The organism is Micromonospora sp. WMMD1082, assembly GCF_029626175.1.
In the GTDB taxonomy this organism is placed as follows: Bacteria; Actinomycetota; Actinomycetes; order Mycobacteriales; family Micromonosporaceae; genus Micromonospora.
In genome coordinates, this window is record NZ_JARUBM010000002.1 from 6,013,070 (window position 1) to 6,039,362 (window position 26,293).

A 26,293-nucleotide genomic window follows, 5' to 3' on the forward strand; every position below is an offset into this window, starting at 1 on the left:
GGGTGGACGCGGCGCCGCGTCGCCGCACCGGCGAAGGGAGACGACCGTGACGAACCCGCAGCAGCAGGAACTCCGGCGTGACGCGCAGGGCGCGACCAGCCAGGACAGCAAGGGTCCGGGCGTGGCCGGCCATCCCCGCAACAGGGGCACCTCGCCGGGGGACACCGGCCGCACGGTGCCCCGGGGCCAGCTGTCGCCGTACGGCCCGGCCGCCCGGCCGGTGGCCGACGACGACAGCGACCGCTAGGTCTGGGCCTGCCGCAGGCCGGCCAGGGCTTCGACGGGCCCTACCGCCGGCGCTGCCCCCGACGGTCGCAGCCGGTTCCAGGTGGCTGCGGCCGTGAGGCCGTACGCGAGGTGCGGCACGATGTCGGCGAGCCAATCGGCGCGCCGCCAGGTCCGTGGGTCGGTGACGCCGAGCAGCGTCAGCGACCCGTCGGACAGGGTCATCGCCCCGCCGCCGAGCAGCGCGGCGGCCCGCAGGACCGGCTGCCGCCGGCCGCGCACCAGCGCCGCGAAGCCGACCGCCGCCGCCACGCCGAGCCCGTAGCCCATCAGCGCGCCGAGCCCGGAGCGGCGGTTGCTCGCCTGTTCCGTCGACCCCAGGTTCACGTGAGCCGCGCCGGCCAGCTTTCCGGCGCTCTCCTCCGGGGTGTGGCTGGCCGGGCGGGCCCGGGTGGTCATGTCCAGGTAGGTCACGATGTTGAGGGCGGTGGTGCCCACCGCCCCGGCGATGAGTCCGTCGGTCAGCGCGGTGCCCTTCACTTCTTCGGGTCTCCCGGTTCGCGGTTGCCCTTGGGGCCGTAGACGCGTTCACCCCGCGCGATGCCCCGCTGACCCCGATCCTCCTGAAGGATCCGGTTCGCGGTCTCGTCGGCCTTCTTGTCCGGCACGTGCCGCCCCGAACCGTCGATCGCGTTGCGGATGCGGGCACGCTGCTTGTCGTAGGCGTTGCTGCCCGGCCGAGGTCCTGGCATCGCTGTCTCCTCTGGTCGTCGCCGGTGGCGTACGCGGCCCGTCTACCCGCCTGGACCGCCGCCAACCCCGCCGGCCGCTCAGCCCACCGCGTCGGGTATCACCGCCACGGGGCAGTCGCTGTGGTGCAGCAGCGACTGGCTCACCGACCCCAGCAGCAGGCCGGTCAGCTCGTTGCGCCGGCCACCCCCGACCACGGTCAGCTGCGCCCGGCGGGAGGCCTCGGTGAGCACCCGGGCGGCGCGACCCCGTACCGATTCCCGGGTGATCGGCACCTCCGGGTACCGCTCGGCCAGCCCGGCGATGGACTCGGCGACCGTCCGGTCCTCGTCGGCCCGCAGTTCCGACTCGTCGTAGACCAGTGGCTGCATGTCGCCGGGGCCGGTGGAGGCCGGATGCCGGTAGGCGTGCAGGGCGATCACCCCGGCGCCGCGTAGGGCGGCGGTCCGCACCGCGAACTCCACGGCACGGCGGGACAGCGCGGAGCCGTCCACACCGACCACGACCGGGCCGTCGGCCCGGTGCGCGCCGCGAGCGACCAGCACCGGGCAGTCGGCGGACGCGGCGACCTGCACCGCGACCGACCCGACCACCAGTGCGCCGACCCCGCCCAGGCCCCGATCGCCGAGCACGATCATCGTCGCGGTGGGCGCCTGGGCGAGCAGCACCGCGGTGGCCTCGCCGTCGACGATCTCACCGGTGACCCGCAGGCCCGGCGCGGTCGCCCCGGCCTCGTCGACGGCGGCGGCGACCAACCCCTCGGCCTGCCGGCGCAGCCCGCCGCCGGCCGCGCCCTCGGTGGCCGGCCTGACGGGGGAGCGCAGCAGCGGCCAGATGAAGGCGTGCACCACCCGCAGCGGCCGGTGGCGCCCGGCCGCCTCGGTGGCGGCGAGCCGGAGCGCGGCGAGCGAGGGCGCGGCGAGCGACGATCCCGAGCCGTCCACGCCGACCACCACCGCCGCGCCGCTGGCCGAGTTCACCGTCGCCTCTCCGTTCTGCGCCGTCGTCGAACTGGTCTGGGCCAGTATCGCGGCCGGTGATCGCCCGGCGGGGCGATACCGGCGAGCGGAGGACTGTCGGTACGCTGGCGGCGACCGCCCGGGGAGGGAGTGTCGTCGATGGTGGAGCCCGACCAGCCGAGCACCGCACGGATGATCGATTTCTGGCTCGGCGGGGAGCACCACTACCCGGTCGACGTGGCCGCCGCCCGTGCGTTCGAGCAGGCGTACGGGCCGTGTGCCCCGGTTTTCCGGGCGTTGCGCGCCTTCCTCGGCCGGGCCGTACGCGCGATCTCCGCCACCGGTGTGGACGGGTTCCTGGTCTTCGGGGCCGGGGTGCCGACCATGGGCAACGTGCACGAGGCCGCACCGGACGCGACGGTCCTCTACACCGACGTGGATCCGGTGACCATCCGCCTCGGGCAACGCGTGCTGGCCGGCAGCGACCGGGCCGGCTACGGCTTCGGCGACGCCACGAACATCGGCACCGTCGACCCGGCGCTGCTGCACCGGTTCGTGCCCGGCTGGGGCCGCCGACCGGTGGGGGTGGTGTTTCTCGGCCTCGCCGCCTTCCTCGACGACGACACCCTGGCCCGCACCCTCGACGAGCTGTACGCGGCGGCGGCGCCGGGCAGCTACCTGGCGATCGACTTCGACACCGAGGAACTCGCCGGGCATCCCGAGGCGCTGGCCATGATGGGCCCGGCGTTCCGGATGCGCCCGCCGGCCGCGTTCGGTCCACTGCTCGGCCGCTGGACACCCACCGTGGACGGAATCGTGCCGGTCAACCACTGGCGGCCGGAGGGCCCACCGGAGGACGTGCCGGACGCCTTCCATGGCGTGGTGGCGGTGCGGTCGGCCGGGTGACCATGGTTGGCGGCGCCTCCGTATGATGCTTGCCCCAGAGCAAGTATCTTCGGAGGATGGTCATGGCGGATGCGCCCACGGGGGTTTCCCGCGCCCTGCGCGAGGCCCCGCCCGACCGTGTGGTCGAGGCCGCCGACCAGGCCATCCGGTCGTTGCTCGGTGCGTCGGGCACTGCCGTGTTCATCGCCGACTATCGGATCAGCGGGCTGTGGCCGGTGCTCGACTCGCGGCAGCCGGGCGTGGCCGTCCGGGCCGTCCAGGACACGGTCCAGCGCTGCTTCAGCAGCCAGCAGCCGGCCCTGGACTCGGGCGAGGACGGCCGTTGCCGCCTCTACCTTCCCCTGTCGGTGTGGGGCGAACGGCTGGGCGTGCTCATGGTCGAGCTGGCCGAGGAGCCGCCGGAGTCGGTGGTGCGCCGGGCGACCGACATGGCCGGCGACGTGGCCCTGGCGTTGCGCGCGGCCGACCGGGAGACCGACCGCTACCGGCGGGCCCGGCGGCAGGAGCGGTTGAGCATGGCCGCGGAGTTGCAGTGGGAACTGCTGCCCGGGCGCAGCGTCAGCCACGGCTCGTTCCAGTTGGCGGGGCAGCTCGAACCGGCGTACACGGTGGGCGGTGACCACTTCGACTGGTCCCTGGACGAGGGCCGGCTCACCGTCACGGTGCTCAACGGTGACGGCATCGGGCTCGCCGCCGCCCTGCTGACGGCGGTGTCGGTGAACGCGATGCGCAACGCCCGCCGTTCCGGCGGCGGGCTGGTGGAACAGGCGGAGCTGGCCTCCGACACGGTCTACTACCAGCACCGGGGTCTGCGGCACGTGGCGACGGTGCTGCTCGAACTGGACTGCGCCACCGGGCGGGTGGGTGCGGTGGACGCCGGTTCCCCCCACCTGCTGCGGCTGCGGGGTGGCACCGTCTCCCGGGTGGCGCTGGAGCAGCAGCTGCCGCTGGGCATGTTCGCCGAGACCCGCTACGACCTGCAGGAGTTCGACCTCGATCCGGGGGACCGGCTGTTCGTCGTCTCCGACGGGGTGTGGGCGGCCGATCCGAGCGGCCGGGAGACGTACGGGCAGCGGGCGATGGCCCGGGCGATGCGGGCCACGCGGCTGCAGCCGCCGACGGAGGCGGTTGGTACGGTGATGCGCGAGTTGCAGACCTTCCACGCGGACGCCGATCTGCGCGATGACGCGGTCGTCGTCTGCCTGGACTGGCGCGGCTCCGCCGGCCGGGAGGACGACTGACGGGCGTCCCGGTCGGTCGGGGGCTGCACACCGGGACGAATCGCAGGGGATATCGGGTGGAGCGACCGGATCTCGCCGCGGACATCGACGCGGCCGCCGAGGCGCTGGTGGGTGTGCTCGACTCGGCGGTCTCGCGGCACCGGCTCTCGGTGTCGCCGACGCAGTTGCGGGTGCTGTCGCTGCTGAGCAGCCGCCCGGAGACGAACGTCAACGGGTTGGCGGAGCTGCTGGACGTGGTTCCCTCCTCGGCCAGCCGGCTCTGCGACCGGCTGGAGGCGATGGGTCTGGTGCGCCGGGTGGCCGACCCGCGGGATCGCCGTGAGGTACGCCTGGTCCCGACCGCGACGGCGGAAGTGCTGCTGGCGGAGGTGCGGTCGCGGCGACACGAGGCGGTGCGGGCCGTGCTGGACCGGATGCCGGTGCGTGGCCAGCAGGAACTGCTGCGGGCACTGGTGGCGTTCGGGCAGGCGGCGGTGATCGCCGAGACGCCGGACATCTCGGCTCGGAGCGCCTGAACGCGCTCGTGGCCTATCGTCCTAGGACGCTCTACGCGACGTGACACCGGTCACATCCGCAGAATCCGCAGGGTCGCCACGACCACGCTGGGCAGCAGAAGCGTGGAACCGGCCCGTTATAGTGGCAGCGCATTCGCCCGGCCCGTGATCATCGACGGTGGGCGGCGGGTCAGGGGAGGTCCCGGACGGGATCGCAGGGGGTGCCGGCGTCAGCCGGCGGGACAGCGCGCGTACGACGCTCCACGGCGGACCAGGGTCGCGGTGCCCGAGCGCGCCGCGGAGGAGGTTCGGTGTCGGGTCGGTCGGCTCGGGCAGAGCAACCGCAGGCCCACGGCGCCGGTGACCCGCAGCCGGACGACCGGGTGCTCACCTGGCCGAACCTGATCAGCTTCGTCCGCCTGCTGGGCGTCCCACTGTTTCTCTATCTGTTCCTGGTGGAGCGTTTCGACGTGGCCGCGATCGTGGTGCTGGCCGTCGGCGGCACCAGCGACTGGGTGGACGGCTGGATCGCCCGCCGGCTGGGGCAGGTCAGCCGCCTCGGCGAGTTGCTCGATCCGCTCGCCGACCGGCTCTACATCCTGGCCACCCTGATCGCGTTCACCGTCCGCGAGGTCGTGCCGTGGCAGTTCACCGCCGCGCTGCTGGCCCGGGAGCTGCTGCTGGTCGGTTCCCTCGGGGTGCTGCGACGGTACGGCTACGGGCCGCCGCCGGTGCACTACGTCGGCAAGACCGCCACCTTCCTGTTGCTGGCCGCGTTTCCGATCCTGTTGCTGGCCGCGGTGGTGCCGGCGGCCTCGGCGGTCGCCGGCGCGGTGGGCTGGGCACTGGCGTGGTGGGGTCTGGTGCTCTACTGGGTGGCCGGGGCGCTCTATGTGATCCAGGCGCGTCAGCTGGTCCGGGCGGTACGCGGTCGACAAGGAGGGCCGGCATGAGCGATGTTCCCGGCGAGGGTCGGCGTGACGCGCGGGGGTTCAGCCCGGACTTCCTCACGGAGCTGTTCCGTAACCCGTTGGATCCGGGTTACGCCGACGCGGCGGCCCGGCGGGCGGAGACCGGGCGGCCGGCGCGGCCGGGCTGGGCGGTGGGTCCGACCGGCCTGGTGGTGATCGTGCTGCTCGGTTTCCTGTTCTCGGTGGCGTACCGGCAGACCATGGCGGAGGAACCGGGGCGTGCGCAGGCCCGATCCGGCCTGGTGGCGCAGATCAAGCAGCGGCAGGCGGAGACGGACACGTTGTCGACGCGCGCCGACGACCTGCGCGCGGAGGTCAACCGGCAGCGGGAGGCGGCGCTGGGTGGTTCGCACGCGGCCCGGATGCGGGACCTGGAGGCGGGCATCGGCCTGCGTCGGGTGCGGGGCGACGGCGTGGTGGTGCGTCTGGCGGACGCGCCGGGCGGTCAGGATTCCCTCAGCGGTGCCAACGTCGGCCCGCCGCAGGTGCTCTACAACGATCTGCAGGGGGTGGCCAACGACCTGTGGGCCGCCGGTGCGGAGGCGATCGCGATCAACGGACAGCGGTTGACGGCCACCTCGACGATCCGTAACGCGGCTCAGGCGATCCTGGTGGACTTCCGGCCGGTGACCGGGCCGTACGAGGTCTCGGCCATCGGGCCGGACTCGATGCGCAAGCGGTACGAGGCCAGCACCAGCGCGTTGACGATGCGTAGGGTGGCGCAGAGCACGGGGTTGTCGTTCGCCGTTCGGGACGCCGACGACCTCACGCTGCCCGCGGCGCCGGAGCCGCGGCTACGCTACGCGGAGCCCGCGGTGAGTCCGAGCGTGTCGCCGTCGGACGACGACGAGTCGTCCGGCCCGGGTACGTCCCCCAGTCCCTCCGGAGGTGGTCGATGATCGCGGTGCTGGCCCTCTTGGCCGGTGTGCTGCTCGGGCTGTGGCTTGATCCCACGGTGCCGGCGGCTCTGCAGCCGTACCTGCCGATCGCGGTGGTGGCCGCGCTGGACGCGGTGTTCGGTGGGGTCCGGGCGAAGCTGGACCGGATCTTCGACGACAAGCAGTTCGTGGTGTCGTTCATCTCGAACGTGCTGGTGGCGGCGCTGATCGTGTATCTGGGCGACCAGTTGGGTGTGGGCGGTCAGTTGTCCACCGGTGTGGTGGTCGTGTTGGGAGTTCGTATCTTCGGCAACGTGGCGGCGATCCGTCGGCACCTGTTCCGGGCGTAGGTTTGTGGCGTGAGTGACGAGCACAGGGAGACGGGCACGGGGTGGCCGCAGCCGGCGGGGCCGGGGCGGCCGGGTGGCCCGGCGGGCGAGCCGGATCCGCGCCCGGATGCCCCGGATCCCGACGAGCTGAGTCCGTTGTCGCCGTCGGGTCGGCCGGAGCCGGACGCGGCGCCGTCGGCCGACCCGGAGGAGGCTCCGGCGACGGAGCCCGCCGGTCGGGCGTCGGACGGCGGGTCGGCGGTGGCCGGTCCGTGGCGGCGGTGGAGTTCGGCGGCGGTGATGATCGGTGTGCTGCTGGGTCTGTTGGGCTTCACCCTGGCGGTGCAGTTGAAGACGACGTCGACGGATTCGTCGTTGACGGCGGCGCGGCAGGAGGACCTGGTCCGGATCCTGTACGACCTGGAGGCGCGGGAGATCCGGCTGCGGCAGGACATCGCCGCGTTGGAGGAGAGCCAGCGGCAGCTGCGTTCGGGCGAGCAGGGGCGTCAGGCGGCGCTGGAGGAGGCGACCCGGCGGGCGGACGAGTTGGGGATCCTGGCCGGTACGTTGCCGGCGCGGGGTCCGGGTCTGGCGGTGCGGTTCCAGGCGGGTGCGGCGAAGCCGATCTCGGCGAGCCGGGTGCTGGACGCGGTGCAGGAGTTGCGGGGTGCCGGTGCGGAGGCGATGCAGATCTCCGGTGGTGACCGGGCGACGGTGCGGATCGTGGCGTCGACGTACTTCACGAATGGGGAGAACGGGTCGTTGATCGTGGACGGGCGGCGGTTGACGGGGCCGTTCACGATCACGGTGATCGGTGATCCGGCGACGATGCGTACGGCGCTCAGCATTCCTGGCGGGGTGGTCGCGTCGGTGGCCGGCGACGGCGGTAACGTGATCGTCGAGGAACGTGAGGTTGCCGAGGTTTCGGCGCTGCACGTGCCGCGCACGCTGGAACATTCCCGTCCGGTCGCCTGAGGCCGGCGGGGCCGGCGCCGGTTGGGCCGGTGTCGCGACGGATGAGGACGCTGCTGGTGATTCCTGAGGATCTGCGTTACACCGCCGAGCACGAGTGGGTGGCCGCCGCGGACGGCGGGGCCGTGCGGGTGGGCATCACTCATTTCGCGCAGGATGCTCTTGGCGACATCGTGTATGTGCAGTTGCCGGAGGCGGGTGCGGTGGTGGCGGCCGGTGAGTCGCTGGGTGAGATCGAGTCGACGAAGAGCGTGTCGGAGCTCTACGCCCCGGTGGGCGGTACGGTGTCGGCGCGCAACGAGGCGTTGGTCGACACGCCCGAGGTGATCAACACTGATCCGTACGGTGCGGGTTGGTTGGTGGAGATCGTTGCGGCGGATCCGGCGGCGGCGGACGGGTTGTTGAGCGCGGATGCGTATCGCGAGCTGACCGAGAGCTGAGCGTTGCTGTGCCGGCGGGTCGGTGTCCGTGCCGCGCGTCCGGTTGCCCTGTTTTTCGGCGCTGGCTAGGCTCGCCCAGTCGACCGAGAACCCATTAGTTGCGCGTCGCGAACAGCCTTTCGGGGCGCGGAGAGCCAGCCGCCGGGTGGATGAGAGCCCGGCGGCCAGACCCGCCGTCATCCGACGCCGACCGAAACAGATCCGTGAGGTGGTCCCCATGACTCGCCCAGGCGACGAGTTCCCCCCGCTCGACGTCACGTCGACGCTCAATCTCGGTTCGCTCGAGGAAGCGCTGGAGGGCCCTGACACCGATGTCGTGCCGAGCCGGATGTCCGGTTCGTTGCCGCCGGGGATGGCGCTGCTGGTGGTGCGTCGGGGGCCGAACGCGGGCGCCCGGTTCCTGTTGGATCACGACGTGACGACCAGTGGGCGGCACCCGGACAGTGACATCTTCCTCGACGACGTGACGGTGTCGCGGCGGCACGCGGAGTTCCACCGGGACGGTGGGACGTTCACGGTGCGGGACGTGGGCAGCCTGAACGGCACGTACGTGAACCGGGAGCGGGTCGAGGCGGCGACGTTGAGCAACGGCGACGAGGTGCAGATCGGCAAGTTCCGGGTGGTGTTCATCGCCGGGCCGCGCCCGGAGGGTGAGGCCGGCCGGGGGTGAACGAGCCTGCGGCCTCCACGCCGTCCGGGGCGGGTCGCGCCCAGCCGTTGATGAGCATCGGCGAGGTGCTGGCCCAGTTGCGGGCGGATTTTCCGGACGTGACGATTTCGAAGTTGCGGTTTCTCGAGGCCGAGGGCCTGGTGGAGCCGCAGCGGACGGCGGCGGGTTACCGGAAGTACGGCTGGGACGATGTGGCGCGGCTGCGGTTCGTGTTGACCGCGCAGCGGGATCAGTATCTGCCGTTGCGGGTGATCCGGGAGCAGTTGGCGCGGTGGGACGCGACCGGTGAGGTGCCGGAGCGGTCGCGTCCGGCATTGGTGGCGGTGGGTTCCGACGGTGAGGTGCCGGGTCGTGGCGCGGCGTCGGGCGAGTCGGCGCAGGTGCGGCTCGACCGTGGGGAACTGCTGGCGCGCAGCGGGCTCGACGAGTCGACGTTGGGCGAGTTGGAGCGGCTCGGGCTGGTGGTGTCGGATCCGCCGGGCTGGTATGACGGTGACGCGTTGATCGTGGCGCGGGCGGTGGCGGGTCTGGCGGCGTACGGGTTCCAGCCGCGGCATCTGCGTGGTTTCCGGACGTCGGCGGATCGCGAGGTCGGATTGTTCGCGCAGTTGGTGGCGCCGTTGGCGCGGCAGAGTGATCCGGCGGCGCGGGCGCGGGCGGCGGAGACGGCGCGGGAGTTGGTGTCGCTGTCGCAGCAGCTGCACGCGGCGCTGGTGCGGATGGGGTTGCGCTCGACGCTGGGGCGGTGAGCGGTGCCGGTGCGCGCTCGGATCGGCCTGTCGGTGCGTGGCGTAGGCTTGCGGGGGTAACCCCTCTTCTGGCGCGGGCGTGGGTGCGTGCAAGCGCATGAGACGGCCGTGTCGCGGTCCGTGTACCGTGCAGAGAAGGGCGCGGTGCGGCGTAGGTGACAACGACACGGAGGCGGCGGTGCGCGAGCTGAGCGTGGTCGGGGTTCGGGTGGAGCTGCCCAGTAACCAGCCGATCGTCCTGCTCAGGGAGGTCGAGGGGGACCGCTATCTGCCGATCTGGATCGGCGCGGTCGAGGCGACGGCGATCGCTTACGAGCAGCAGGGTGTCAAGCCGGCGCGTCCGTTGACCCATGATCTTCTGCGGGATGTGTTGGCGGCGTTGCAGGCGCCGTTGCAGGCGGTGGAGATCACCGAGCTGAAGGAGAACGTGTTCTTCGCCGATCTGTTGATCGGTGATGGGGTGCGGGTGTCGGCTCGGCCGAGTGATTCGATCGCTCTGGCGTTGCGGGTGGGTGCGCCGATTCGTTGTGCGGAGCAGGTCCTCAGTGAGGCGGGGATCGTGATTCCCGACGAGCAGGAGGACGAGGTGGAGAAGTTCCGGGAGTTCCTGGAGCAGGTGCGCCCGGAGGACTTCGCCGGCTGAGCCCGACGGGGCCCTGCGCCACCGGGGCCGTTGAGCCCCTCCAGCTTCCCCGTCAGCGGTGACTGTCGGTGATGGTGATGACGGTCGCTGTCGCTGCGCGGCGTGTCGCGACGGTTTCTCCGTGGTAACCCCTGGCGGTCGCTATAGGGTTGCCGTGTCGAGGGGTGCGCGTCCCGGAAACGACGTGTCACCGCACTGACGGGGAGGTTGTCCGGATGTACGAGCCGCGAGATTCCGATCCGGGTACGGGGCTGGACGAGCCGGGTGGGATGCCCGGGTCGGCAACTGACGGTGACGGTGCGGTGGGGTACCGGGGTGTGACGGCCTGCCATGCGGTGGGGATCAGCTACCGCCAGCTGGACTACTGGGCGCGTACGTCGCTGGTGGTGCCGAGTGTGCGGGATGCCTCGGGTTCGGGCACGCAGCGGTTGTACTCGTTCCGCGACCTGGTGGTGTTGAAGGTCGTGAAGCGGCTGCTGGACGCCGGGGTGTCGTTGCAGAACATCCGCAAGGCGATCGAGGCGTTGCGGTCGCGTGGGGTGGAGGATCTGGCGGGCATCACGTTGATCTCCGACGGGACGACGGTGTATGAGTGCCGTTCACCGGAGGAGGTGGTCGACCTGTTGCAGGGTGGCCAGGGGGTGTTCGGCATCGCGATCGGTGGTGCGTTCAAGGAGATCCAGGGTTCGTTGTCGCATCTTCCGGCGGAGCCCGCGGCGGTGTCCGTGGAGCGGGAGCCGGAGGTGGCCGCCGCGGCGGGTCCGGTGGGGGACGAGTTGGCGGCGCGGCGGGCCCGGCGGCGGGCCGGCTGAGACTCGGCTCTTCGCGGTGCCCCTGCTGGATAGCGGGTCAGGCGGGATGGGCCGGGGTGTCCTTGATCAGGGCGCGGAGTGTGTCGAGCCGGTGTGCGGAGTCCGAGCCGGGTTCGGCGGACCAGATGACGAGTTGCTGGTCGGGGTTGGCGGCCTGGTGGAAGCTGTCCCAGTCCAGGTGCATGTCGCCCACCTGCGGGTGACGGATGAGTTTGGTGCCGAAGTCCTGGTGGGCGACGCGCCGTTCGGCCCACCACTGGCGAAACTCCGATCGGGCCATGGACAGGTCACCGACCAGGCGGGACAGTGCGGGGTCGGTGGGGTTGCCGGCCGCGCTCATGCGGAGTACGGCCACGCAGGTGCGGGCGACCTGCTCCCATTGTGGGTAGAGGTCGCGCATGGTCGGGTCGGTGAAGACCAGCCGGACGTAGTTGCGATCGCGTTCGGCGATGTCCGCGAAGTCGAGCAGCAGGGCGGCGGCGAGGTCGTTCCAGGCGAGGATGTCGAGGTGGCGTCCGAAGACGAGGGCGGGTGTGCGGTCGAGTTGCCCGAGCAGCCGTTGGAGTTGGGGCCGGACGGCCCGTGTACGACGTCGGTTCTGGTCGTGTGCCCGGGTGACCGGTGGGGTGCCGGCGCGGGTGAGTAGCGCGCGTAGGTAGTCGGACTGCTCGTCGTCGAGCCGCAGCGTTCGCACGAGTGCGGCGAGGACCGGTTCGGACGGGGCGAGGCGGCCCTGTTCGATCCGGGTGTAGTAGTCGATGCTGATCGCGACGAGTTGGGCGACCTCTTCGCGGCGTAGCCCTGGCACGCGTCGCCGCTCGTCGTCCCTGGGGGGGTAGCCCGACCTGGTGTGGCTGGAGTTCGCCGCGGCGGCGCTGGAGGAACTGGCCGAGTTCGCGGAGTTCGACAGAGGTGGCGGGCATGGCACCAGCTTAGGGATGGCTCCGGTACGTATCCTGGGAGAGGTTGCTCCTAGGATAAGTCTCTCTCTTCCGGCGGCGCCCCGGGCACCGGATTGTTGGTGTCGAGCCGCAACGGGCGCGGTGGGAGAGCCCCACCGGATTCGCGCCGCGGCGAGGGAGCTGATCACGTATGACAATCCAGCGGACCAACGTCCGGTTTCCCAGCAACGGTATGGCGCTGGCCGGTCACGTCTACCTGCCCGAGAACGCCTCGGGTGGGCGGCTGCCCGCGATCGTCGTTGGTCACCCGACCACCGGAGTGAAGGAGCAGACGTCCGCGATCTACGCGGCCCGCCTGGCCGAGGCGGGGTTCCTGGCCCTCACGTTCGACGCCGCCTACCAGGGCGACAGCGAAGGGCTGCCGCGCGGGCTGGAGAACCCCGTGCAGCGGGCCGACGACTTCCGTAACGCCGTGACGTACCTGTCGACGCGCGCGGACGTCGACAGTGAGCGTATCGGTGTGATGGGCGTGTGCGGTTCGGGCGCCTACGCCCCCTACGCCGCGCAGACCGATCACCGGATCAAGGCCGTCGCCGGGGTCAGCGGCACGGACGCCACCTGCTTCTTCCGCGACGGCAACCCCGAGGCGTGGCGCGCCCAGGTCGCCGCGTCCGGTGCCGCGCGGACGGAGGAGGCGCAGGGCAGGCCGGTGCGGATGGTGCCGGTGCTGCCCGAGTCGGTCGACGAGTCGACACCGGCGGCGGTCGCGGAGTTCTTCGACTACTACCGGACCCCACGCGCCCAGCATCCGAACTCGGTCGGGGCCTACGCCCTGCGCAGCGCCGACCTGCTCGACCAGTTCGACGCCTTCGCCGACGTCGCCAAGATCGCCCCACGGCCGCTGCTCATGATCGCCGGCACCGAGGCGGTGACCCGCGGCTTCAGCGAGAAGGCCATCGCCGACATCGGCGAGTCCGGGGAGCTGGCGCTCATCGAGGGGGCGACCCACGTCGACCTCTACGACCGCGACCCCTACGTCGCGCAGGCGGTCGAGAAGCTGACCGCCTTCTTCACCGCGCACCTCAGGGGTTGATAGCTGTGCGGCCGCCTCGGCGGCCGCACAGCGGCCGCCGGGCGGGTGGTCACCGCCCGGCGGCCGTCGGGGCCGCCGGCACCGGGCCGGTCGCGGCCGGTGGCCCGGCCAATGGTGGGTCACCGGCGGCGCCGTCGACGTCGCCGAGCAGCCGGTCGGCCAGTGCCGGCAGCAGCCGGCCCAGTGGCGCGTCCACCCGCAGGTGGGCGTACTCGTCACCGCGGGTCGGCCCCTGGTTGAGGATCACCACCGGCACACCCCGCTTCGCCGCCCGCAGCACGAAACGGCGCCCCGACATCACGGTCAACGAGGAGCCCAGCACCAGCAGCAGCCGCGCCCGCTCCACCATCGTGAAACAGCGCTGCACCCGTGCGGCCGGTACCGTCTCCCCGAAGAACACCACGTCGGGCTTGAGCAGCCCGCCGCAGGCCCGGCAGTCGACGGTACGGAACCCGGCCACCTCGGCGTCACCGAGATCCACGTCACCGTCCGGGTTGACCGCACCGGCCCGCGCGACGAACGCCGGGTTGGCCCGGCGCAGCCGCCCGTCCAGCTCCTGCCGGCTCGTACGGTCCCCGCACCCCAGGCAGAGCACCTCGTCGAGCCGGCCGTGCAGCTCCACCACGTCCCGGCTGCCCGCCGCCGTGTGCAGACCGTCCACGTTCTGGGTGATGATCCCGGCCAGCAGGCCGGCGTGTTGCAGGCGGGCCACCGCCCGGTGCCCGTCGTTCGGCGCCGCCCGGGCGACCAACCGCCACCCCAGGTGGCTGCGGGCCCAGTACCGGCGGCGCGCCCACGGATCCCCGGTGAACGTCTGGTACGTCATCGGCGTGTGCCGCCGCGACGTGCCGCTCGGCCCCCGATAGTCGGGAATACCCGACTCGGTGGACAGGCCGGCGCCGCTGAGCACCACCACCTGGCCACCGGCCAGCACACCGGCCAGTGGCTCGATCACGTCCTCCACCCGACCAATGCTGCCCCAGCCCGGCCGCCAGCGGCGACCCGCCCGCCCGCCCGGCCACCTGGGGCGACCCGCCCGCCCGTGGCGGCGTCACCGGTGCGATCCCGACGCCCGGTCGAGGGGGTTCGCGGTGGGCCGGCGGGGACGCTGGTAGCGTTGATCGCGCCGGTAGCACCGACGTGGGAGAGACCGCCTGGCGGCAGCCGAGGCGGCGCCGAAGGGGCAAATCCTCCCCGGAACCTCTCAGGCAGAAGGACCGCGTCGGATCAGGCACTGTGGAGCGCCCGTGGGTGTGACAGAGGGGGAGGGCCGACCTGTCGACCCCGCCCGCAGGAGTGCCCATGACCGCAGAGCAGTTCGCCGACCGTCACATCGGCCCCGGCCCCGACGACGAACGTCGCATGCTGGACACCGTCGGGTACGCCTCGATCGACGAGCTGATGGACGCGGCGATCCCCGAGGTGATCCGCTGGCACGGCCGGCTGGACCTGCCGGAGCCGGCCAGCGAGCACGACACCCTGGCCGAGCTGCGGGCCCTGGCCGCCCGCAACACGGTGGCCGTGTCGATGATCGGGTTGGGCTACCACGGCACCCACACCCCGGCGGTGATCCGCCGCAACGTGCTGGAAAACCCAGCCTGGTACACGGCGTACACGCCGTACCAGCCGGAGATCAGTCAGGGCCGGCTGGAGGCGCTGCTGAACTTCCAGACCATGGTGTCCGATCTGACCGGGCTGGCGACCGCGAACGCGTCGATGCTCGACGAGGGCACCGCGGCGGCCGAGGCGATGACCCTGGCGCGGCGGGCGTCGAAGAGCAAGAGCCGGGTGTACGTGGTCGACGCGGACACCCTGCCGCAGACCATCGCGGTGATCGCCGGGCGGGCCGAGCCGCTCGACATCGACGTGCGGATCGTCGACGTCGACCGCGAGGAACTGCCCGCGGAGTTCTTCGGCCTGCACCTGCAGTACCCGGGGGCGTCCGGGGCGGTGCGCGACCACGCCCCGCTGGTGGCGGCCGCGCACACGGTCGGGGCGCTGGTGACGGTGGCGGCGGACCTGCTGGCCCTGACGTTGCTGCGGGCACCGGGGGAGATCGGCGCCGACATCGCCGCCGGCACCACGCAGCGTTTCGGCGTACCGATGGGCTTCGGTGGGCCGCACGCCGGCTACCTGGCGGTACGGGCGGGTCTGGAGCGGATGCTGCCGGGTCGGCTGGTCGGGGTGTCCCGCGACAGCGGCGGCGACCCGGCGTACCGGTTGGCGTTGCAGACCCGCGAGCAGCACATCCGCCGGGAGAAGGCGACCAGCAACATCTGCACCGCGCAGGTGCTGCTCGCGGTGATGGCCGGCATGTACGCCGTCTACCACGGCCCGGAGGGGCTGCGGGCGATCGCGGCGCGGACCCACGAGATGGCGGTGCGGCTGGCGGCCGGGCTGCGCGCCGGCGGCGTCGAGGTCGCCGATGTCGCGTTCTTCGACACGGTCACCGCCACCGTGCCGGGTCGGGCCGGGCAGGTGGTGGACGCCGCCGCGCGGCGCGGCGTGAACCTGCGGCTGGTCGACGCCGACCGGGTCGGGATCTCCTGCGACGAGACCACCACGCCGGCGCATCTGGCCGCGGTGTGGGCGGCGTTCGGTGTCGACACGGTCGGCGACGGCGAGGTGGCCGCCGTGCTGCCGGCCGGGCTGACCCGCACCAGCGACTTCCTCACCCACCCGGTGTTCCGTACGCACCGGTCGGAGACGGCGATGCTGCGCTACCTGCGCCGGCTGGCCGACTTCGACTACGCCCTGGACCGGGGCATGATCCCGCTCGGCTCGTGCACGATGAAGCTCAACGCCACCACCGAGATGGAGCCGGTGAGCTGGGCCGAGTTCGCCCACGTCCATCCGTTCGCGCCGGCCGCGCAGACCGCCGGCTACCGGGAGCTGATCGGCCAGCTGGAGCGGTGGCTGGCGGAGGTGACCGGCTACGACGCGGTCAGCGTGCAGCCCAACGCCGGTTCGCAGGGGGAGCTGGCCGGGCTGCTGGCGATCCGTGCCTGGCACCGCAGCCGGGGTGAGCGGCACCGCGACGTGTGCCTGATCCCGTCGTCGGCGCACGGCACGAACGCCGCCAGCGCGGTGATGGCCGGGATGCGGGTGGTCGTGGTGGGCTGCGACGACGACGGCAACGTCGACCTGGTCGACCTCGACGCGAAGATCGACGCGCATCGGGACACCCTGGCGGCGATCATGGTGACGTACCCGTCGACGCACGGGGTGTACGAGACGGGCATCGCGTCGCTGTGCGCGAAGGTGCACGACGCTGGCGGGCAGGTGTACGTCGACGGGGCGAACCTCAACGCGCTGGTCGGGTTCGCCAAGCCGGGGCGTTTCGGCGCGGACGTGTCGCACCTGAACCTGCACAAGACGTTCTGCATCCCGCACGGCGGCGGCGGCCCGGGGGTGGGCCCGGTGGCGGTGCGGGCGCACCTGGCGCCGTTCCTGCCGGGTGACCCGGCCGGCGCGCCGGTCGACGGGCGGCCGGCGATCGCGGCGGCCCGGTACGGGTCGGCGGGGATCCTGCCGATCCCGTGGGCGTACCTGCGGATGATGGGCGCCGACGGGCTGGCCCGGGCGACCGGGGTGGCGGTGCTGGCGGCGAACTATGTGGCGGCGCGGCTGCGCGGGCACTTCCCGGTGCTGTACGCGGGCAACAAGGGCCTGGTGGCCCACGAGTGCATCCTGGATCTGAGGCCGTTGACCAGGGCGACCGGGGTCAGCGTCGACGACGTGGCGAAACGCCTGATCGACTACGGGTTCCACGCCCCGACGATGTCGTTCCCGGTGCCGGGGACGTTGATGGTGGAGCCCACCGAGAGTGAGGATCTGGCCGAGCTGGACCGGTTCTGCGACGCGATGCTCGCCATCCGGGCGGAGATCGACAAGGTGGGCTCGGGTGAGTGGCCGGCCGGGGACAATCCCCTCGCCAACGCGCCGCACACGGCGGCGATGGTGGCCGGTGACGACTGGCCGCATCCGTACCCGCGGTCGGTGGGTGGCTGGCCGGCCGGGGTGGACCGGGCGGGGAAGTACTGGCCGCCGGTGCGTCGGGTCGACGGCGGATACGGCGACCGGAACCTGGTCTGCTCGTGCCCGTCGCCGCAGGCGTACGAGGGGTGATCGGCGGCCGGGGCGGTCGCGGCCGCCCCGGCACCGCGCCGACCTGGTCGTGGGTGTCCCGGACCGGGGGACTAGCCTGGGGCGACGCGGGAAAAGTCGTGACGGTTCGTGAGCGTTGTCAGGCGGCGAGTGCGTGTCGGGCGGGGCCGCGGTGTGGTGCGATGCTGCTGCCGTCGGGAAGCAGCTCGCCGGTGTCCTCGAAGACGATCACGCCGTTGCAGAGCAGGCTCCAGCCCTGTTCACGGAAGCAGGCGATGACCCTGGCGGCTTCCCGGTCGATGGCGTCGGCGGAGGGACAGGTGGGTTGGTGCTGGCACATCGGGTTCTCCGGACTGTGGGGGCACTGTGTCATGGTTCACATGACCAGTGACGCACAGTACCAAGCGAAAGCACGCCGCATCGAGCAGATGTGCGCGTCGAGTATGGGAAATCCGCTGAACGGATGAGCAGGAATCGCCCAGACGTCGTGGAAGCGCTCCCACGTATGGTGATCGATCCGCCCGCGGTTCCCACGCCGTGCCGGGGGCGGCTGGTCGAGCGGGCCCGCTGGCAGTGGCGCCCCACCGACGACGGCGACCCGGCCACGCGTACCGAGGACTTCCTCGCCGAACACGGCCTGCACCTGCGCGACCTCGGCCGCCCGGCACCCCGCCACGACCCCGACGGGGTCTGCGGCGCCGCCCTCTACGTCTCCGCCGCCGCCGGCGCCCGGCTGGCCGGCGGCGCCCCCGGCGCCGCCAACCCGGCCGACCTGCCCGAGGTCGCGGTCGTCGTCTACGGCCACACCGACGCCGCGCCGGCCCGCCCGCACCAGCCGGCCGGCTGGTGGCGCGGCACCTGGACCGAGAGCTGGAGCCCCCGCCAGCACGCCGACGCCGTCGACGCCGTCCGCGCTGCCATCGGCTCCGGCGAGGTCTACCAGGTCAACCTGGTCGGCCACGCCGCCGCCGCGTACACCGGCGACCCGCTGCCGGCCCTGGCCCGCCTCGGCCGGCTGCCCGGGGCCCGCTACGGCGGCGTGCTCACCGGCCCCGGCTGGGCCATCGGCTGCGCCAGCCCGGAAACCCTGATCGAGCTGCGGCACGGCACCCTGACCACCCGACCGATCAAGGGCACCCGCCCGGCCACCGCCGCCGGCCGCGCCGAGCTGCTCACCTCGGCCAAGGAACGCGCCGAACACATCATGATCGTCGACCTGGAACGCAACGACCTGGCCCGCGTCGCCCGCACCGGCAGCGTCCGCGTCGACGAGCTGTTCGCCGTACGCCGCTGGTGCGACCTCTGGCAGGCCGAGTCGACCGTCCGCGCCGACATCGCCGACGGCCTCGGCCTGGCCGACCTGCTGCGCGCCGTCTGCCCCGGCGGATCGGTCACCGGCGCACCGAAACTGGCCGCCCTGGACCGCATCGCCGCCCTGGAACCCGTCGGCCGCGGCGCCAGCATGGGCGGCCTCGGCTGGGTCGGCAACGGGCACGTCGACCTGGGACTGACCATCCGCACCGCCGCCACCGACGGCGAGGCCGTGCACGTGTGGGCCGGCGGCGGCATCACCTGGGACAGCGACCCCGACGCCGAGGTCGCCGAGGCGGCGGCGAAGACCGCCCCGGTCCGGGCCGCGCTGAGCTGACCCCGCGTTACAGTGCTGCCGGTGAGCACCGAGTACAGCGGCACCGGCGACCCGGCACGCAGCCTCGCCCTGCTGTGGCGCACCCGGGACCGTGGCAGCCGCAAGGGCGGCGCCGACCTGTCCGTCGACCGGATCGTGCGCGCCGCCGTCGACATCGCCGACGCCGAGGGACTGGCCGCGCTGTCCATGCGCCGCGTCGCCCAGGCCCTCGGCGCCGGCACCATGTCCCTCTACACCCACGTGCCCGGCAAGGGCGAACTGCTCGACCTCATGCTCGACACCGTCCACGGCGAACTCACCCACCCCGACGGCGACGGCGGCTGGCGGGACCGGCTGACGCAGGTCGCCCACGCCCGCTGGCGGCTCTACCAGCGGCACCCGTGGCTGCTGCAGGTCGCCACCACCCGCCCCGCCCTCGGCCCGCACGTCATCGCCACCTACGAGCACGAACTCCGCGCCGTCGACGGCATCGGCCTGACCGACCTGGAGATGGACGCCGTGCTCACCCTCGTCACCGGATACGTCCACGGCGCCGTACGCACCGCCGTGGAGGCCGCCCAGGCCGCCGGCCGCACCGGCCTGACCGAACAACAGTGGTGGCAGGCCCACGCCCCCTACCTGGAGCGGGCCCTCGACCCGCGCCGCTTCCCGCTCGCCGCCCGGGTCGGCACCGCGGCCGGCCAGCAGTACCAGGGCGCCACCGACCCGACCGGTGCCTTCGCGTTCGGCCTGGCCCGCATCCTCGACGGCATCCAGGTCCTCGTCACCGACCGCGCCAGCGACACCCCGGGCGCCCCGGCACCGCACACCGGTGACCGATAGCCTGGCCGACATGACGATGCGGGACATCCGAATCATCGGCGACCCGGTGCTGCGCACCCCCAGCGAACCGGTCACCAGCTTCGACGCCGAACTGCGCGCCCTGGTCACCGACCTGATGGACACCCTGCTCGGCGCGCCCGGCCGCGCCGGCGTCGCCGCCCCGCAGATCGGCGTCACCGCCCAGGTCTTCGTCTACGACGCCGACGGACACCGCGGCCACATGATCAACCCGGTGCTGGAGCTGTCCGACGACCTCCAGGACGACGACGAGGGCTGCCTGTCCATCCCCGGGCTCTACTTCCCGACCCCTCGCGCCCTGCACGCCACCGCCCACGGCGTCGACCAACACGGCGAACCGCTGACCATCGCCGGCAGCGGCTTCCTCGCCCGCGCCCTGCAACACGAGACCGACCACCTCGCCGGGCGCCTCTACGTCGACACGCTGCGCGGCGACACCCGCCGCCGCGCCCTGCGGGAGATCCGCGCCGGCCGCTTCGACTCAGCCCACCGCCGCTGACCCCGCCCGCCACTGCTCCCGGGTGATCTCGTACTCCACCTCACCCTGCTCGGCGCCCGGCAACGGATCCGGCCACGACTGGTGAAACGTGCGCACATAGCGCATCCCGACCGCCGCCATCGTCGCCCGCGACGCGGCGTTGACCGCCATCGTCTCGGCGAAGATCCGCCGCAACCCCAACTCGGCGAAGCCGTGCCGGATCAGTTCCCGGGCACCCTCACTGGCCAGCCCCCGCCGCCAGTGGCGGCGCAGCAGCCGGTAACCCAGCTCGGCCTGCCCCGACACCGGCCCCTGCTCGGGACGCGACGGCGGCTCCAGGATCCACCACCCGACGAACGTGCCGTCGACGAACCCGACCCAGAACCCCAGCCCCGGCACCGGCCGCGCCGCCGCCAACCGCCGCCGGTGCGCCTGACGCACCTGCGCGCGCGACCGGACCGGCCCGAGATAACGCATCACCTCCGGGTCGGCGTCCAACTCCACCTCGTGCTCCAGATGATCGTCGGCCAACGGCACCAGCACCATCCGGGCGGTCCGCAGCGTCACCTGAACCACCGGTGCATTCTGCCGCCCGCCCGGGCTGCCGACACCACCGCCGGCCCCGCCCGCGCCGTCACTGGCCACGGGCCACCAGCGTGAACTCGGCGTAGTCGGCCGCCCGGGTGAACCCCAGCCGCGCGTACAGCCGAACCGCGGCGGTGTTGGCGGCCCGCACGTTCAACGTCACATGATCGACGTCGGCCGCCAGCAGCCCACACAGCCGCGCCACCACCGCCGCCGCCAACCCGCGACGCCGCCACGCCGGATGGGTCGTCACGTTCCCCAACGCCGCCACCCGGTAGGCGGGGGAGACGACATGCACCCCGGCCACCGCGACCAGCCGGTCACCGTCGCGGATCCCCACGTACCGGCCGGTGTCCACCATCCGCGGATCGAACCAGTTGCCCGGATAGGCGGCGGCGTACAACTCGTGCAACCGCGGCAGGTCCGCCCGACCCAACACCACCCCGTCCGCCGGCACCGCCGCCAACCGCGACGGGTCGGTCAACGCCATCTTCAGATGCGGCCCGCTCGTCGTCACCCGGAACACACCCGCCAACGCCGAGGCCAGGCCGGGGGACAGGTGCGCCTGCAACCGCGCCGGCAACACCGGCGCCAACTCACCCAACAGCGCGGCCAACTCCGCCACCCCCGCCGGCCGGGCCAACGCCAACAACGCCGGCGGCAGCGCACCGTGATACAGCAACGCCACCGCCTCCCCGCGCCGATACCACGACGTGTACGGCCAGAAGAAGTCGTCCAGATCGCCCAACTGGTAGGCGTGCAGCACCGGATCCCGACCCAGCAGGCCCGCCAGGACGGCCCGGTCGTGTTCCGCGCGTACCGGCATCCGCCGATGATCACACGCGCGGCGGCGCGACCCTCACCCGGCCAGCCACTGGTCGTAGCCCAGCCTCGCCACCAGCGCCAACACCACCACCAGCAGCACCACCCGCACGAACCCCGAACCGCGGCGCAACGCCATCCGCGCACCCACCGTCGCCCCGAGGATGTTGCACACCGCCATCGCCGCGCCCAGCAGCCACCACACGTGCCCCGTCACCGCGAACACCGCCAGCGCGCCGGCGTTGGTGCCCGCGTTGACCACCTTCGCCATCGCCGAACCGTGCACGAAGTCCGCACCCACCAGCGCGGTGAACGCCACCACCAGGAACGTGCCCGTACCCGGGCCGATCAACCCGTCGTAGGTGGCGATACCCACCCCGGCCACCAGCACCGCCACCACCACCCGCGTCCGGGTCCGCCGCTGCGGCACGGCCAGCACCCCCAACCGGGGACGCAGCACCACGAACAGCGCCACCGCCAGCAGCACCACCAGCACCACCGGCCGGTACGCCGACGGCGGCACCGCACCGGCCAGCGCCGCACCCCACCCGGCGCAGACCACCGCCAACGCCGCCGCCGGCCCCGCCACCCGCCAATCGATCTTCGTGCGGCGGGCGAACGTCACCGCCGCCGTCGACGTACCCGCGATCGCCGCCAACTTGTTCGTGCCCAGCGCGGTAGCCGGCGGCATCCCCGGCACGGCCACCAGCAGCGCCGGCAACAGCAGCAACCCGCCCCCGCCCACCACCGCGTCCACCCAGCCGGCCAGGGCGGCGACGGTCAGCAGGGTCGCGACGGTCGGCGGATCCAACTCCACCAGCCGCATTCTTCCCACCCGCGCAGACGCGCCGCCGCCGACTGTGGCCAGCCTCACCGGCGTCGACCGTGCTCAGCTCACCGGCCGCGCCGACGCCGCACCCACACCCCCACCGCGCCGACCGCCACGAACACCAGCATCGAACAGAACAACACCCGCACCATCGGCAAACTGTGCCACGGCGTCGTTAAGGTGACACCGTGCGCCTGGCCACGTTCAACCTGTTGCACGGCCGGTCCCTCACCGACGGCCTGGTCGACCCGGACCGACTGGCCACCGCCGTCGCCGCCCTCGACGCCGACGTCCTCGCCCTGCAGGAGGTCGACCGCGACCAGTCCCGCAGCGGCAACCTCGACCTGACCGCCATCGCCGCCCAGGCCCTCGGCGCGACCGAACACCGCTTCGCCGCCGCCGTGGTCGGCACCCCCGGCGAGCGGTTCCGCCCACTGACCCACGACGACGACGGCCACGGCGAACCCTGCTACGGCGTCGGCCTGGTCACCCGCCACCCGGTCAGCAGCTGGCGGGTGACCCGACTACGCCCCGCACCGGTGCGCTCCCCGGTCTACGTGCCCGGCCCCGGCGGCGGGCTCATCCTGCTGCGCGACGAACCCCGCGTGGTGCTCGCCGCCGTGCTGGACACCCCGCACGGCCGGCTCACCGTCGCCGCCACCCACCTGTCCTTCGTCGCCGGCTGGAACGTCCACCAACTCCGCCAGGTCATCCGCGCCCTGCGCGCGCTGCCCGCCCCACGGATCCTGCTCGGCGACCTGAACCTGCCCGCCTGGGCCACTCGCGCCGTCTCCGGCTGGCACCTGCTCGGCCGCCGACCCACCTACCCGGCCGGACAGCCACGCGTCCAACTCGACCACGCCCTCGCCGACCGGCACGGCTTCGACCGGCTGCCCCCGGTCACCGCCGTGCACACCCCGTACTCCACCATCTCCGACCACCGCCCCCTCCTGGTCGACCTCGGCTAGCCTCGGTCCGGTCGGGCGGCCGACCGCGCCGCCCGCACCGCGTTGCGGAACAGCATCGCCACCGTCACCGGACCCACCCCACCGACCCGCGGCGTGATCGCCCCCGCCACCCGGTCACACGACGGATCCACATCCGGCAACAGCCGCCGGCCCGCATACCGCACGCCACCACCGCACCCGGCCGCACATGCTCCGGCCGCACGATCCCCGGCACCCCGGCCGCGGCCACCAGAATCTCCGCCCGACGCGTGTAACGCGGCCAGTCCGCCACCCCCGTGTGCACCACCGTGACCGCCGCGTCAACCGTCGGCCGCTTCTGCGCCAGCAGCATCGCCAACGGCCGCCCCAGCGTCGCCCCGCGACCCAGGACCACCACCTCACGCCCGGCCACCGGCACCCCGTGATACGCCAACAGCGCCTCGATCGCCGCCGGCGTACACGGCAGGGGACCGGGCAACCCCAGCGCCAGCCGCCCCATGTTCACCGGATGCATCCCGTCGACGTCGGCGTCCGGATCCAGCACCTGCAACGCCCGGTCGTAGTCCAGACCACCGGGAATCGGGTACTGCAACAGCACCCCGTGCACACCCGGGTCGGCGGTGAAGTCCGCCAGCACCGCGTGCACGTCGGCCTGCGACGCCGACGCCGGCAGCCGCACATGCGGCGAGGCGAAACCCAACTCCGCCGCCTGCCGCTGCTTGATCCGGATGTAGCCGACACTGGCCTCGTCGTCACCCACCAGCACCGTCGCCAACGCCGGAGTCACCCCCGCCGCCCGCAGCCCCGCCACACCCTCGGCCACCTCGGCCAGAATCGCCTCCGCCACCGGCCCACCCGGCAGCAGCCGCGCGGTCGTCATCGTCGTCGACACGGTTCCACCTCGCCCGTGGAGGCCCAGGCGGACGACCCCCACGACGAGCTTCCCGATGGTCGATCCCATCCCCGATGCCGCCAGTCGCGTCACCGCCACCCTGCCACACCGCCACCAGGCGCGCCATCAGCTCCCCGCGACGCAGTCCCGGCCGCCGGCCGGCCGGCCACCGCGCCGCTCAGCCCGCCGAACCGGGCAGCAACCCGACCAACGCCCGGTACGTGCGATTCGCCCGCGCCGCCTCCCGCTGCTGCCCCGACGTCACCTCGATGTACGTCTGCGACGACGCCAACGAGGCGTGCCCCAACAGCCGCATGATCTCCGCCGCGCCGGCGCCGTCCTCGGCCAACCGGGTGGCGAACGTGTGCCGCAACGCGTGCAACCGCGCCCCGCGCGGCACCCGGTCACCGATCCCGGCCCGCCGGTAGCAGGACTCCACCAGATACTGCAGACCGCCCCGGCGCAGCGGCTCACCCCGACGGTCCACCAGCAGCGGCGACACCGGTCGCACCGTACGCGCGCCGAAGCGGCGGGCACGGCTGTCCAGATAGCTCGCCAGCACCGCGTCCAGATCCGGCTCGACCGGCAGCACCCGGGGACGCCCGCCCTTGCCGGTCACCTCCAGCCGCCGCTCACCGGGCCGACCACCGAGCGACCCGACCCGCAACGCCAGCAGCTCCGACAGTCGCAGCCCCGCGCACAGGGCCAGCGCCAGCACCGCCACGTCCCGTTGCGGCCACGGATCCCGCTGCCGCCCCTCGGCGCGCGCGGCCGAGGTGAGCAGGTGTTCCGGGGTGTCCTCACCCCGGAGCGGCTTGGGCATCGGCAGCGGGGCCCGGGGACGTCCCACCGCCGGCATCGGATTGCCGGGCACCACCTGCTCGGCGACCAGGAAGGAGAAGAACCCGTTCCAGGTGGACCAGGCCCGACCGACGGAGCTGGCCGCCCGGCCGGCGGCGAACCGGGCGAACGCGGCCCGCATGAGCCTGGGGGAGAGCGTGTCGATCGGCAGCTGGGCCAGGGGGAGGGGAGGGGTGGACAGCTCCGCGGCGAGCGCGGCGACGGCGGTCAGGTCCCGCCGGTACGCCGCCTGGGTGTGGGGGGAGGGCTTGCGGGTGGCGCGGGCGGTCAGGAACTCTTCGATCAGTACGACTACCGATTCGTCCTGTTTGTCATGCATAAGGGATATTATGCATGATTCTCGCGTTCTGCGCGGACGGGGAGGGGAGCGTTTCTGTCGGTGGTCCCACCTACCGTGGTGTCACCAATCCACCGGCACCGGAGGCGAACATGACGACCCTGCCCGAGCGGCCGAACACGGCCCTGCTCGTCATCGATATGCAGAACGGGGTGGTGGCGGGCACCCACAACCGCGACCGCGTCATCGCCAACATCAACATTCTGCTGGGCAGGGCCCGCGCCGAGGGTGTGCCGGTGGTGTGGGTGCAGCACTCCGACGAGGGCCTCCCACAGGGCAGCGAGCCCTGGCAGTACGTGCCCGAGTTGGTGCGTGGGGAAGGGGAGCCGCTGGTGCAGAAGCGCTACGGCGACTCGTTCGAGGACACCGACCTGGAGACGGTGCTCGCCGAGCGTGGCGTGGGCCGGCTGGTGGTCACGGGCGCCCAGACCGACGTCTGCATCCGGTCGACCCTGCACGGCGCGCTGGTGCGCGGTTACGACGCAACCCTGGTCGGCGACGCACACACCACGGAAGACCTGACCGCCTACGGCGCGCCGACGCCGGAGCAGGTCGTCGCCCACACCAACCTCTACTGGAGCTTCCAGAGCGCGCCCGGACGCCGGGCCGGGACCGTCGACACCACCGAGGTCGGCTTCGGTCCGGCCGACTGACCGTCGGCCTCGCGGGTGGGGCCCGGCGCTGCCAGGGCCAGGGGCTCCACCACTCGACTTGACATAATGTCAATTATCGAATCGCGCCCGGGTCCGGGGTTTCGGTGCCGGCCCGCTCGTCCACCATGTAGCGGGCGTACCAGTCTGGCCAGTCCGGGTCCGGACGGCCGAGTTTCTCCTCGTGCCGGCCGTGCGCGGACGCCGCCCGGCGCAGCGCGCCTGCCAGGTCGTCCGCCGAGTCGTAGGTCGTCTGCATACCG

At 72.9% G+C, this 26,293-nt stretch carries 31 protein-coding genes, 1 pseudogene and 2 riboswitches; of the genes and pseudogenes, 20 read left to right on the forward strand and 12 right to left on the reverse strand.

Features of this window, described 5'->3' with window-relative positions; all coding sequences use genetic code 11:
- Positions 1 to 46: 46 nt before the first annotated feature.
- Entirely contained in the window at positions 47 to 247 is a 201-nt protein-coding gene (locus O7615_RS27800; protein ID WP_278180742.1) for a hypothetical protein, read from the forward strand.
- Here O7615_RS27800 and O7615_RS27805 read toward each other — a convergent pair.
- The 3 genes from O7615_RS27805 to O7615_RS27815 form a co-directional block, all read right to left on the reverse strand.
- Positions 244 to 765: a hypothetical protein gene (locus O7615_RS27805; protein ID WP_278180743.1), complete on the reverse strand. Its 522-nt coding sequence runs from the start codon at positions 763 to 765 to the stop codon at positions 244 to 246. The two genes, O7615_RS27800 and O7615_RS27805, sit on opposite strands and share 4 nt — an antisense overlap.
- Complete coding sequence (locus O7615_RS27810) at positions 762 to 977, reverse strand: phosphatidylethanolamine-binding protein (RefSeq protein WP_278180744.1); 216 nt, start codon at positions 975 to 977, stop codon at positions 762 to 764. Before O7615_RS27810 ends, O7615_RS27805 begins: the two co-directional genes overlap by 4 nt.
- 78 nt (positions 978 to 1,055) lie before the next feature.
- Positions 1,056 to 1,955 carry a universal stress protein gene (locus tag O7615_RS27815; protein WP_278180745.1) on the reverse strand — a complete coding sequence of 300 codons (900 nt, stop codon included), beginning with the start codon at positions 1,953 to 1,955 and terminating at the stop codon, positions 1,056 to 1,058.
- Between the two features lie 138 nt (positions 1,956 to 2,093).
- Here O7615_RS27815 and O7615_RS27820 point away from each other — a divergent pair, with 138 nt between their 5' ends.
- The 12 genes from O7615_RS27820 (at position 2,094) to O7615_RS27875 (ending at position 11,039) form a co-directional block, all read left to right on the forward strand.
- A complete protein-coding gene (locus O7615_RS27820) occupies positions 2,094 to 2,840 on the forward strand; it encodes an SAM-dependent methyltransferase (protein WP_278180746.1) in 747 nt (248 codons plus the stop codon).
- Positions 2,841 to 2,902: 62 nt separating this feature from the next.
- The gene (locus tag O7615_RS27825) at positions 2,903 to 4,081 is read left to right on the forward strand and encodes a PP2C family protein-serine/threonine phosphatase (protein ID WP_278180747.1); all 1,179 of its coding nucleotides are present in this window, start codon (positions 2,903 to 2,905) and stop codon (positions 4,079 to 4,081) included.
- A 56-nt stretch (positions 4,082 to 4,137) separates the two neighbouring features.
- Positions 4,138 to 4,596: a MarR family transcriptional regulator gene (locus tag O7615_RS27830; RefSeq protein WP_278180748.1), complete on the forward strand. Its 459-nt coding sequence runs from the start codon at positions 4,138 to 4,140 to the stop codon at positions 4,594 to 4,596.
- A gap of 290 nt (positions 4,597 to 4,886) precedes the next feature.
- On the forward strand, positions 4,887 to 5,528 hold the full coding sequence (locus O7615_RS27835; protein ID WP_278180749.1) for a CDP-alcohol phosphatidyltransferase family protein: 642 nt from the start codon (positions 4,887 to 4,889) through the stop codon (positions 5,526 to 5,528).
- A complete protein-coding gene (locus O7615_RS27840) occupies positions 5,525 to 6,445 on the forward strand; it encodes a DUF881 domain-containing protein (protein WP_278180750.1) in 921 nt (306 codons plus the stop codon). The genes O7615_RS27835 and O7615_RS27840 overlap by 4 nt, the downstream gene beginning before the upstream one ends.
- On the forward strand, positions 6,442 to 6,774 hold the full coding sequence (locus O7615_RS27845) for a small basic family protein (RefSeq protein WP_093402419.1): 333 nt from the start codon (positions 6,442 to 6,444) through the stop codon (positions 6,772 to 6,774). The genes O7615_RS27840 and O7615_RS27845 overlap by 4 nt, the downstream gene beginning before the upstream one ends.
- A gap of 9 nt (positions 6,775 to 6,783) precedes the next feature.
- A complete protein-coding gene (locus tag O7615_RS27850; RefSeq protein ID WP_278180751.1) occupies positions 6,784 to 7,728 on the forward strand; it encodes a DUF881 domain-containing protein in 945 nt (314 codons plus the stop codon).
- 56 nt (positions 7,729 to 7,784) lie between these two features.
- The gene (gene gcvH / locus O7615_RS27855) at positions 7,785 to 8,165 is read left to right on the forward strand and encodes a glycine cleavage system protein GcvH (RefSeq protein ID WP_278182256.1); all 381 of its coding nucleotides are present in this window, start codon (positions 7,785 to 7,787) and stop codon (positions 8,163 to 8,165) included.
- Positions 8,166 to 8,382: 217 nt separating this feature from the next.
- Positions 8,383 to 8,835, forward strand: a complete 453-nt coding sequence (locus O7615_RS27860) for an FHA domain-containing protein (protein WP_093402417.1) — start codon at positions 8,383 to 8,385, stop codon at positions 8,833 to 8,835.
- Positions 8,836 to 8,885: 50 nt separating this feature from the next.
- Entirely contained in the window at positions 8,886 to 9,584 is a 699-nt protein-coding gene (locus tag O7615_RS27865) for a MerR family transcriptional regulator (RefSeq protein WP_278182257.1), read from the forward strand.
- A gap of 178 nt (positions 9,585 to 9,762) precedes the next feature.
- The gene (locus tag O7615_RS27870; RefSeq protein WP_119577251.1) at positions 9,763 to 10,227 is read left to right on the forward strand and encodes a bifunctional nuclease family protein; all 465 of its coding nucleotides are present in this window, start codon (positions 9,763 to 9,765) and stop codon (positions 10,225 to 10,227) included.
- 215 nt (positions 10,228 to 10,442) lie between these two features.
- Positions 10,443 to 11,039, forward strand: a complete 597-nt coding sequence (locus tag O7615_RS27875; protein WP_278180752.1) for a MerR family transcriptional regulator — start codon at positions 10,443 to 10,445, stop codon at positions 11,037 to 11,039.
- 37 nt (positions 11,040 to 11,076) lie between these two features.
- Here O7615_RS27875 and O7615_RS27880 read toward each other — a convergent pair whose 3' ends face one another.
- Complete coding sequence (locus tag O7615_RS27880; RefSeq protein ID WP_278180753.1) at positions 11,077 to 11,847, reverse strand: helix-turn-helix transcriptional regulator; 771 nt, start codon at positions 11,845 to 11,847, stop codon at positions 11,077 to 11,079.
- Between the two features lie 284 nt (positions 11,848 to 12,131).
- Here O7615_RS27880 and O7615_RS27885 point away from each other — a divergent pair, with 284 nt between their 5' ends.
- On the forward strand, positions 12,132 to 13,034 hold the full coding sequence (locus O7615_RS27885) for an alpha/beta hydrolase (RefSeq protein ID WP_278180754.1): 903 nt from the start codon (positions 12,132 to 12,134) through the stop codon (positions 13,032 to 13,034).
- A 49-nt stretch (positions 13,035 to 13,083) separates the two neighbouring features.
- Here the strand turns inward: O7615_RS27885 and O7615_RS27890 are convergent, their stop codons facing one another.
- Complete coding sequence (locus O7615_RS27890; protein ID WP_278182258.1) at positions 13,084 to 14,007, reverse strand: NAD-dependent protein deacetylase; 924 nt, start codon at positions 14,005 to 14,007, stop codon at positions 13,084 to 13,086.
- Between the two features lie 158 nt (positions 14,008 to 14,165).
- Positions 14,166 to 14,264: riboswitch (glycine riboswitch) on the forward strand.
- A gap of 72 nt (positions 14,265 to 14,336) precedes the next feature.
- Between O7615_RS27890 and gcvP the strand changes: the two genes are divergently transcribed.
- On the forward strand, positions 14,337 to 17,162 hold the full coding sequence (gene gcvP, locus O7615_RS27895; protein WP_278180755.1) for an aminomethyl-transferring glycine dehydrogenase: 2,826 nt from the start codon (positions 14,337 to 14,339) through the stop codon (positions 17,160 to 17,162).
- A 118-nt stretch (positions 17,163 to 17,280) separates the two neighbouring features.
- Here the strand turns inward: gcvP and O7615_RS27900 are convergent, their stop codons facing one another.
- A complete protein-coding gene (locus O7615_RS27900) occupies positions 17,281 to 17,481 on the reverse strand; it encodes a DUF5999 family protein (RefSeq protein ID WP_278180756.1) in 201 nt (66 codons plus the stop codon).
- A 123-nt stretch (positions 17,482 to 17,604) separates the two neighbouring features.
- Between O7615_RS27900 and O7615_RS27905 the strand changes: the two genes are divergently transcribed.
- From O7615_RS27905 to def, 3 genes are read left to right on the forward strand one after another with little or no spacing between them, the layout of a single operon-like run.
- The gene (locus O7615_RS27905) at positions 17,605 to 18,789 is read left to right on the forward strand and encodes a chorismate-binding protein (RefSeq protein ID WP_278180757.1); all 1,185 of its coding nucleotides are present in this window, start codon (positions 17,605 to 17,607) and stop codon (positions 18,787 to 18,789) included.
- A gap of 21 nt (positions 18,790 to 18,810) precedes the next feature.
- Positions 18,811 to 19,611, forward strand: coding sequence for a TetR/AcrR family transcriptional regulator C-terminal domain-containing protein (locus O7615_RS27910; RefSeq protein WP_278180758.1), 801 nt, complete (start codon positions 18,811 to 18,813; stop codon positions 19,609 to 19,611).
- Between the two features lie 10 nt (positions 19,612 to 19,621).
- Positions 19,622 to 20,128 carry a peptide deformylase gene (gene def / locus O7615_RS27915; RefSeq protein WP_278180759.1) on the forward strand — a complete coding sequence of 169 codons (507 nt, stop codon included), beginning with the start codon at positions 19,622 to 19,624 and terminating at the stop codon, positions 20,126 to 20,128.
- Here the strand turns inward: def and O7615_RS27920 are convergent.
- From O7615_RS27920 to O7615_RS27930, 3 genes are read right to left on the reverse strand one after another with little or no spacing between them, the layout of a single operon-like run.
- On the reverse strand, positions 20,111 to 20,683 hold the full coding sequence (locus O7615_RS27920; RefSeq protein WP_278180760.1) for a GNAT family N-acetyltransferase: 573 nt from the start codon (positions 20,681 to 20,683) through the stop codon (positions 20,111 to 20,113). The genes def and O7615_RS27920 overlap by 18 nt on opposite strands.
- Positions 20,684 to 20,741: 58 nt before the next feature.
- Complete coding sequence (locus tag O7615_RS27925) at positions 20,742 to 21,518, reverse strand: GNAT family N-acetyltransferase (RefSeq protein ID WP_278180761.1); 777 nt, start codon at positions 21,516 to 21,518, stop codon at positions 20,742 to 20,744.
- A 33-nt stretch (positions 21,519 to 21,551) separates the two neighbouring features.
- Positions 21,552 to 22,340 carry a TSUP family transporter gene (locus tag O7615_RS27930; RefSeq protein ID WP_278182259.1) on the reverse strand — a complete coding sequence of 263 codons (789 nt, stop codon included), beginning with the start codon at positions 22,338 to 22,340 and terminating at the stop codon, positions 21,552 to 21,554.
- Positions 22,341 to 22,531: 191 nt separating this feature from the next.
- Between O7615_RS27930 and O7615_RS27935 the strand changes: the two genes are divergently transcribed.
- Complete coding sequence (locus O7615_RS27935; protein WP_278180762.1) at positions 22,532 to 23,311, forward strand: endonuclease/exonuclease/phosphatase family protein; 780 nt, start codon at positions 22,532 to 22,534, stop codon at positions 23,309 to 23,311.
- Here the strand turns inward: O7615_RS27935 and O7615_RS27940 are convergent.
- Positions 23,308 to 24,170 (reverse strand): annotated as a pseudogene (locus tag O7615_RS27940) (tetrahydrofolate dehydrogenase/cyclohydrolase catalytic domain-containing protein). The gene O7615_RS27935 and the pseudogene O7615_RS27940 sit on opposite strands and share 4 nt — an antisense overlap.
- Positions 24,171 to 24,196: 26 nt before the next feature.
- Positions 24,197 to 24,280, reverse strand: a riboswitch (ZMP/ZTP riboswitch).
- 80 nt (positions 24,281 to 24,360) lie between these two features.
- Positions 24,361 to 25,362, reverse strand: coding sequence for a tyrosine-type recombinase/integrase (locus O7615_RS27945; RefSeq protein ID WP_278180763.1), 1,002 nt, complete (start codon positions 25,360 to 25,362; stop codon positions 24,361 to 24,363).
- 110 nt (positions 25,363 to 25,472) lie between these two features.
- Here O7615_RS27945 and O7615_RS27950 point away from each other — a divergent pair, with 110 nt between their 5' ends.
- On the forward strand, positions 25,473 to 26,033 hold the full coding sequence (locus O7615_RS27950; RefSeq protein WP_278180764.1) for a cysteine hydrolase family protein: 561 nt from the start codon (positions 25,473 to 25,475) through the stop codon (positions 26,031 to 26,033).
- Positions 26,034 to 26,106: 73 nt separating this feature from the next.
- On the opposite strand, the gene O7615_RS27955 is transcribed toward O7615_RS27950, so the two are convergent.
- On the reverse strand, positions 26,107 to 26,289 hold the full coding sequence (locus tag O7615_RS27955; protein ID WP_278180765.1) for a hypothetical protein: 183 nt from the start codon (positions 26,287 to 26,289) through the stop codon (positions 26,107 to 26,109).
- Between the last annotated feature and the right edge of the window lie 4 nt (positions 26,290 to 26,293).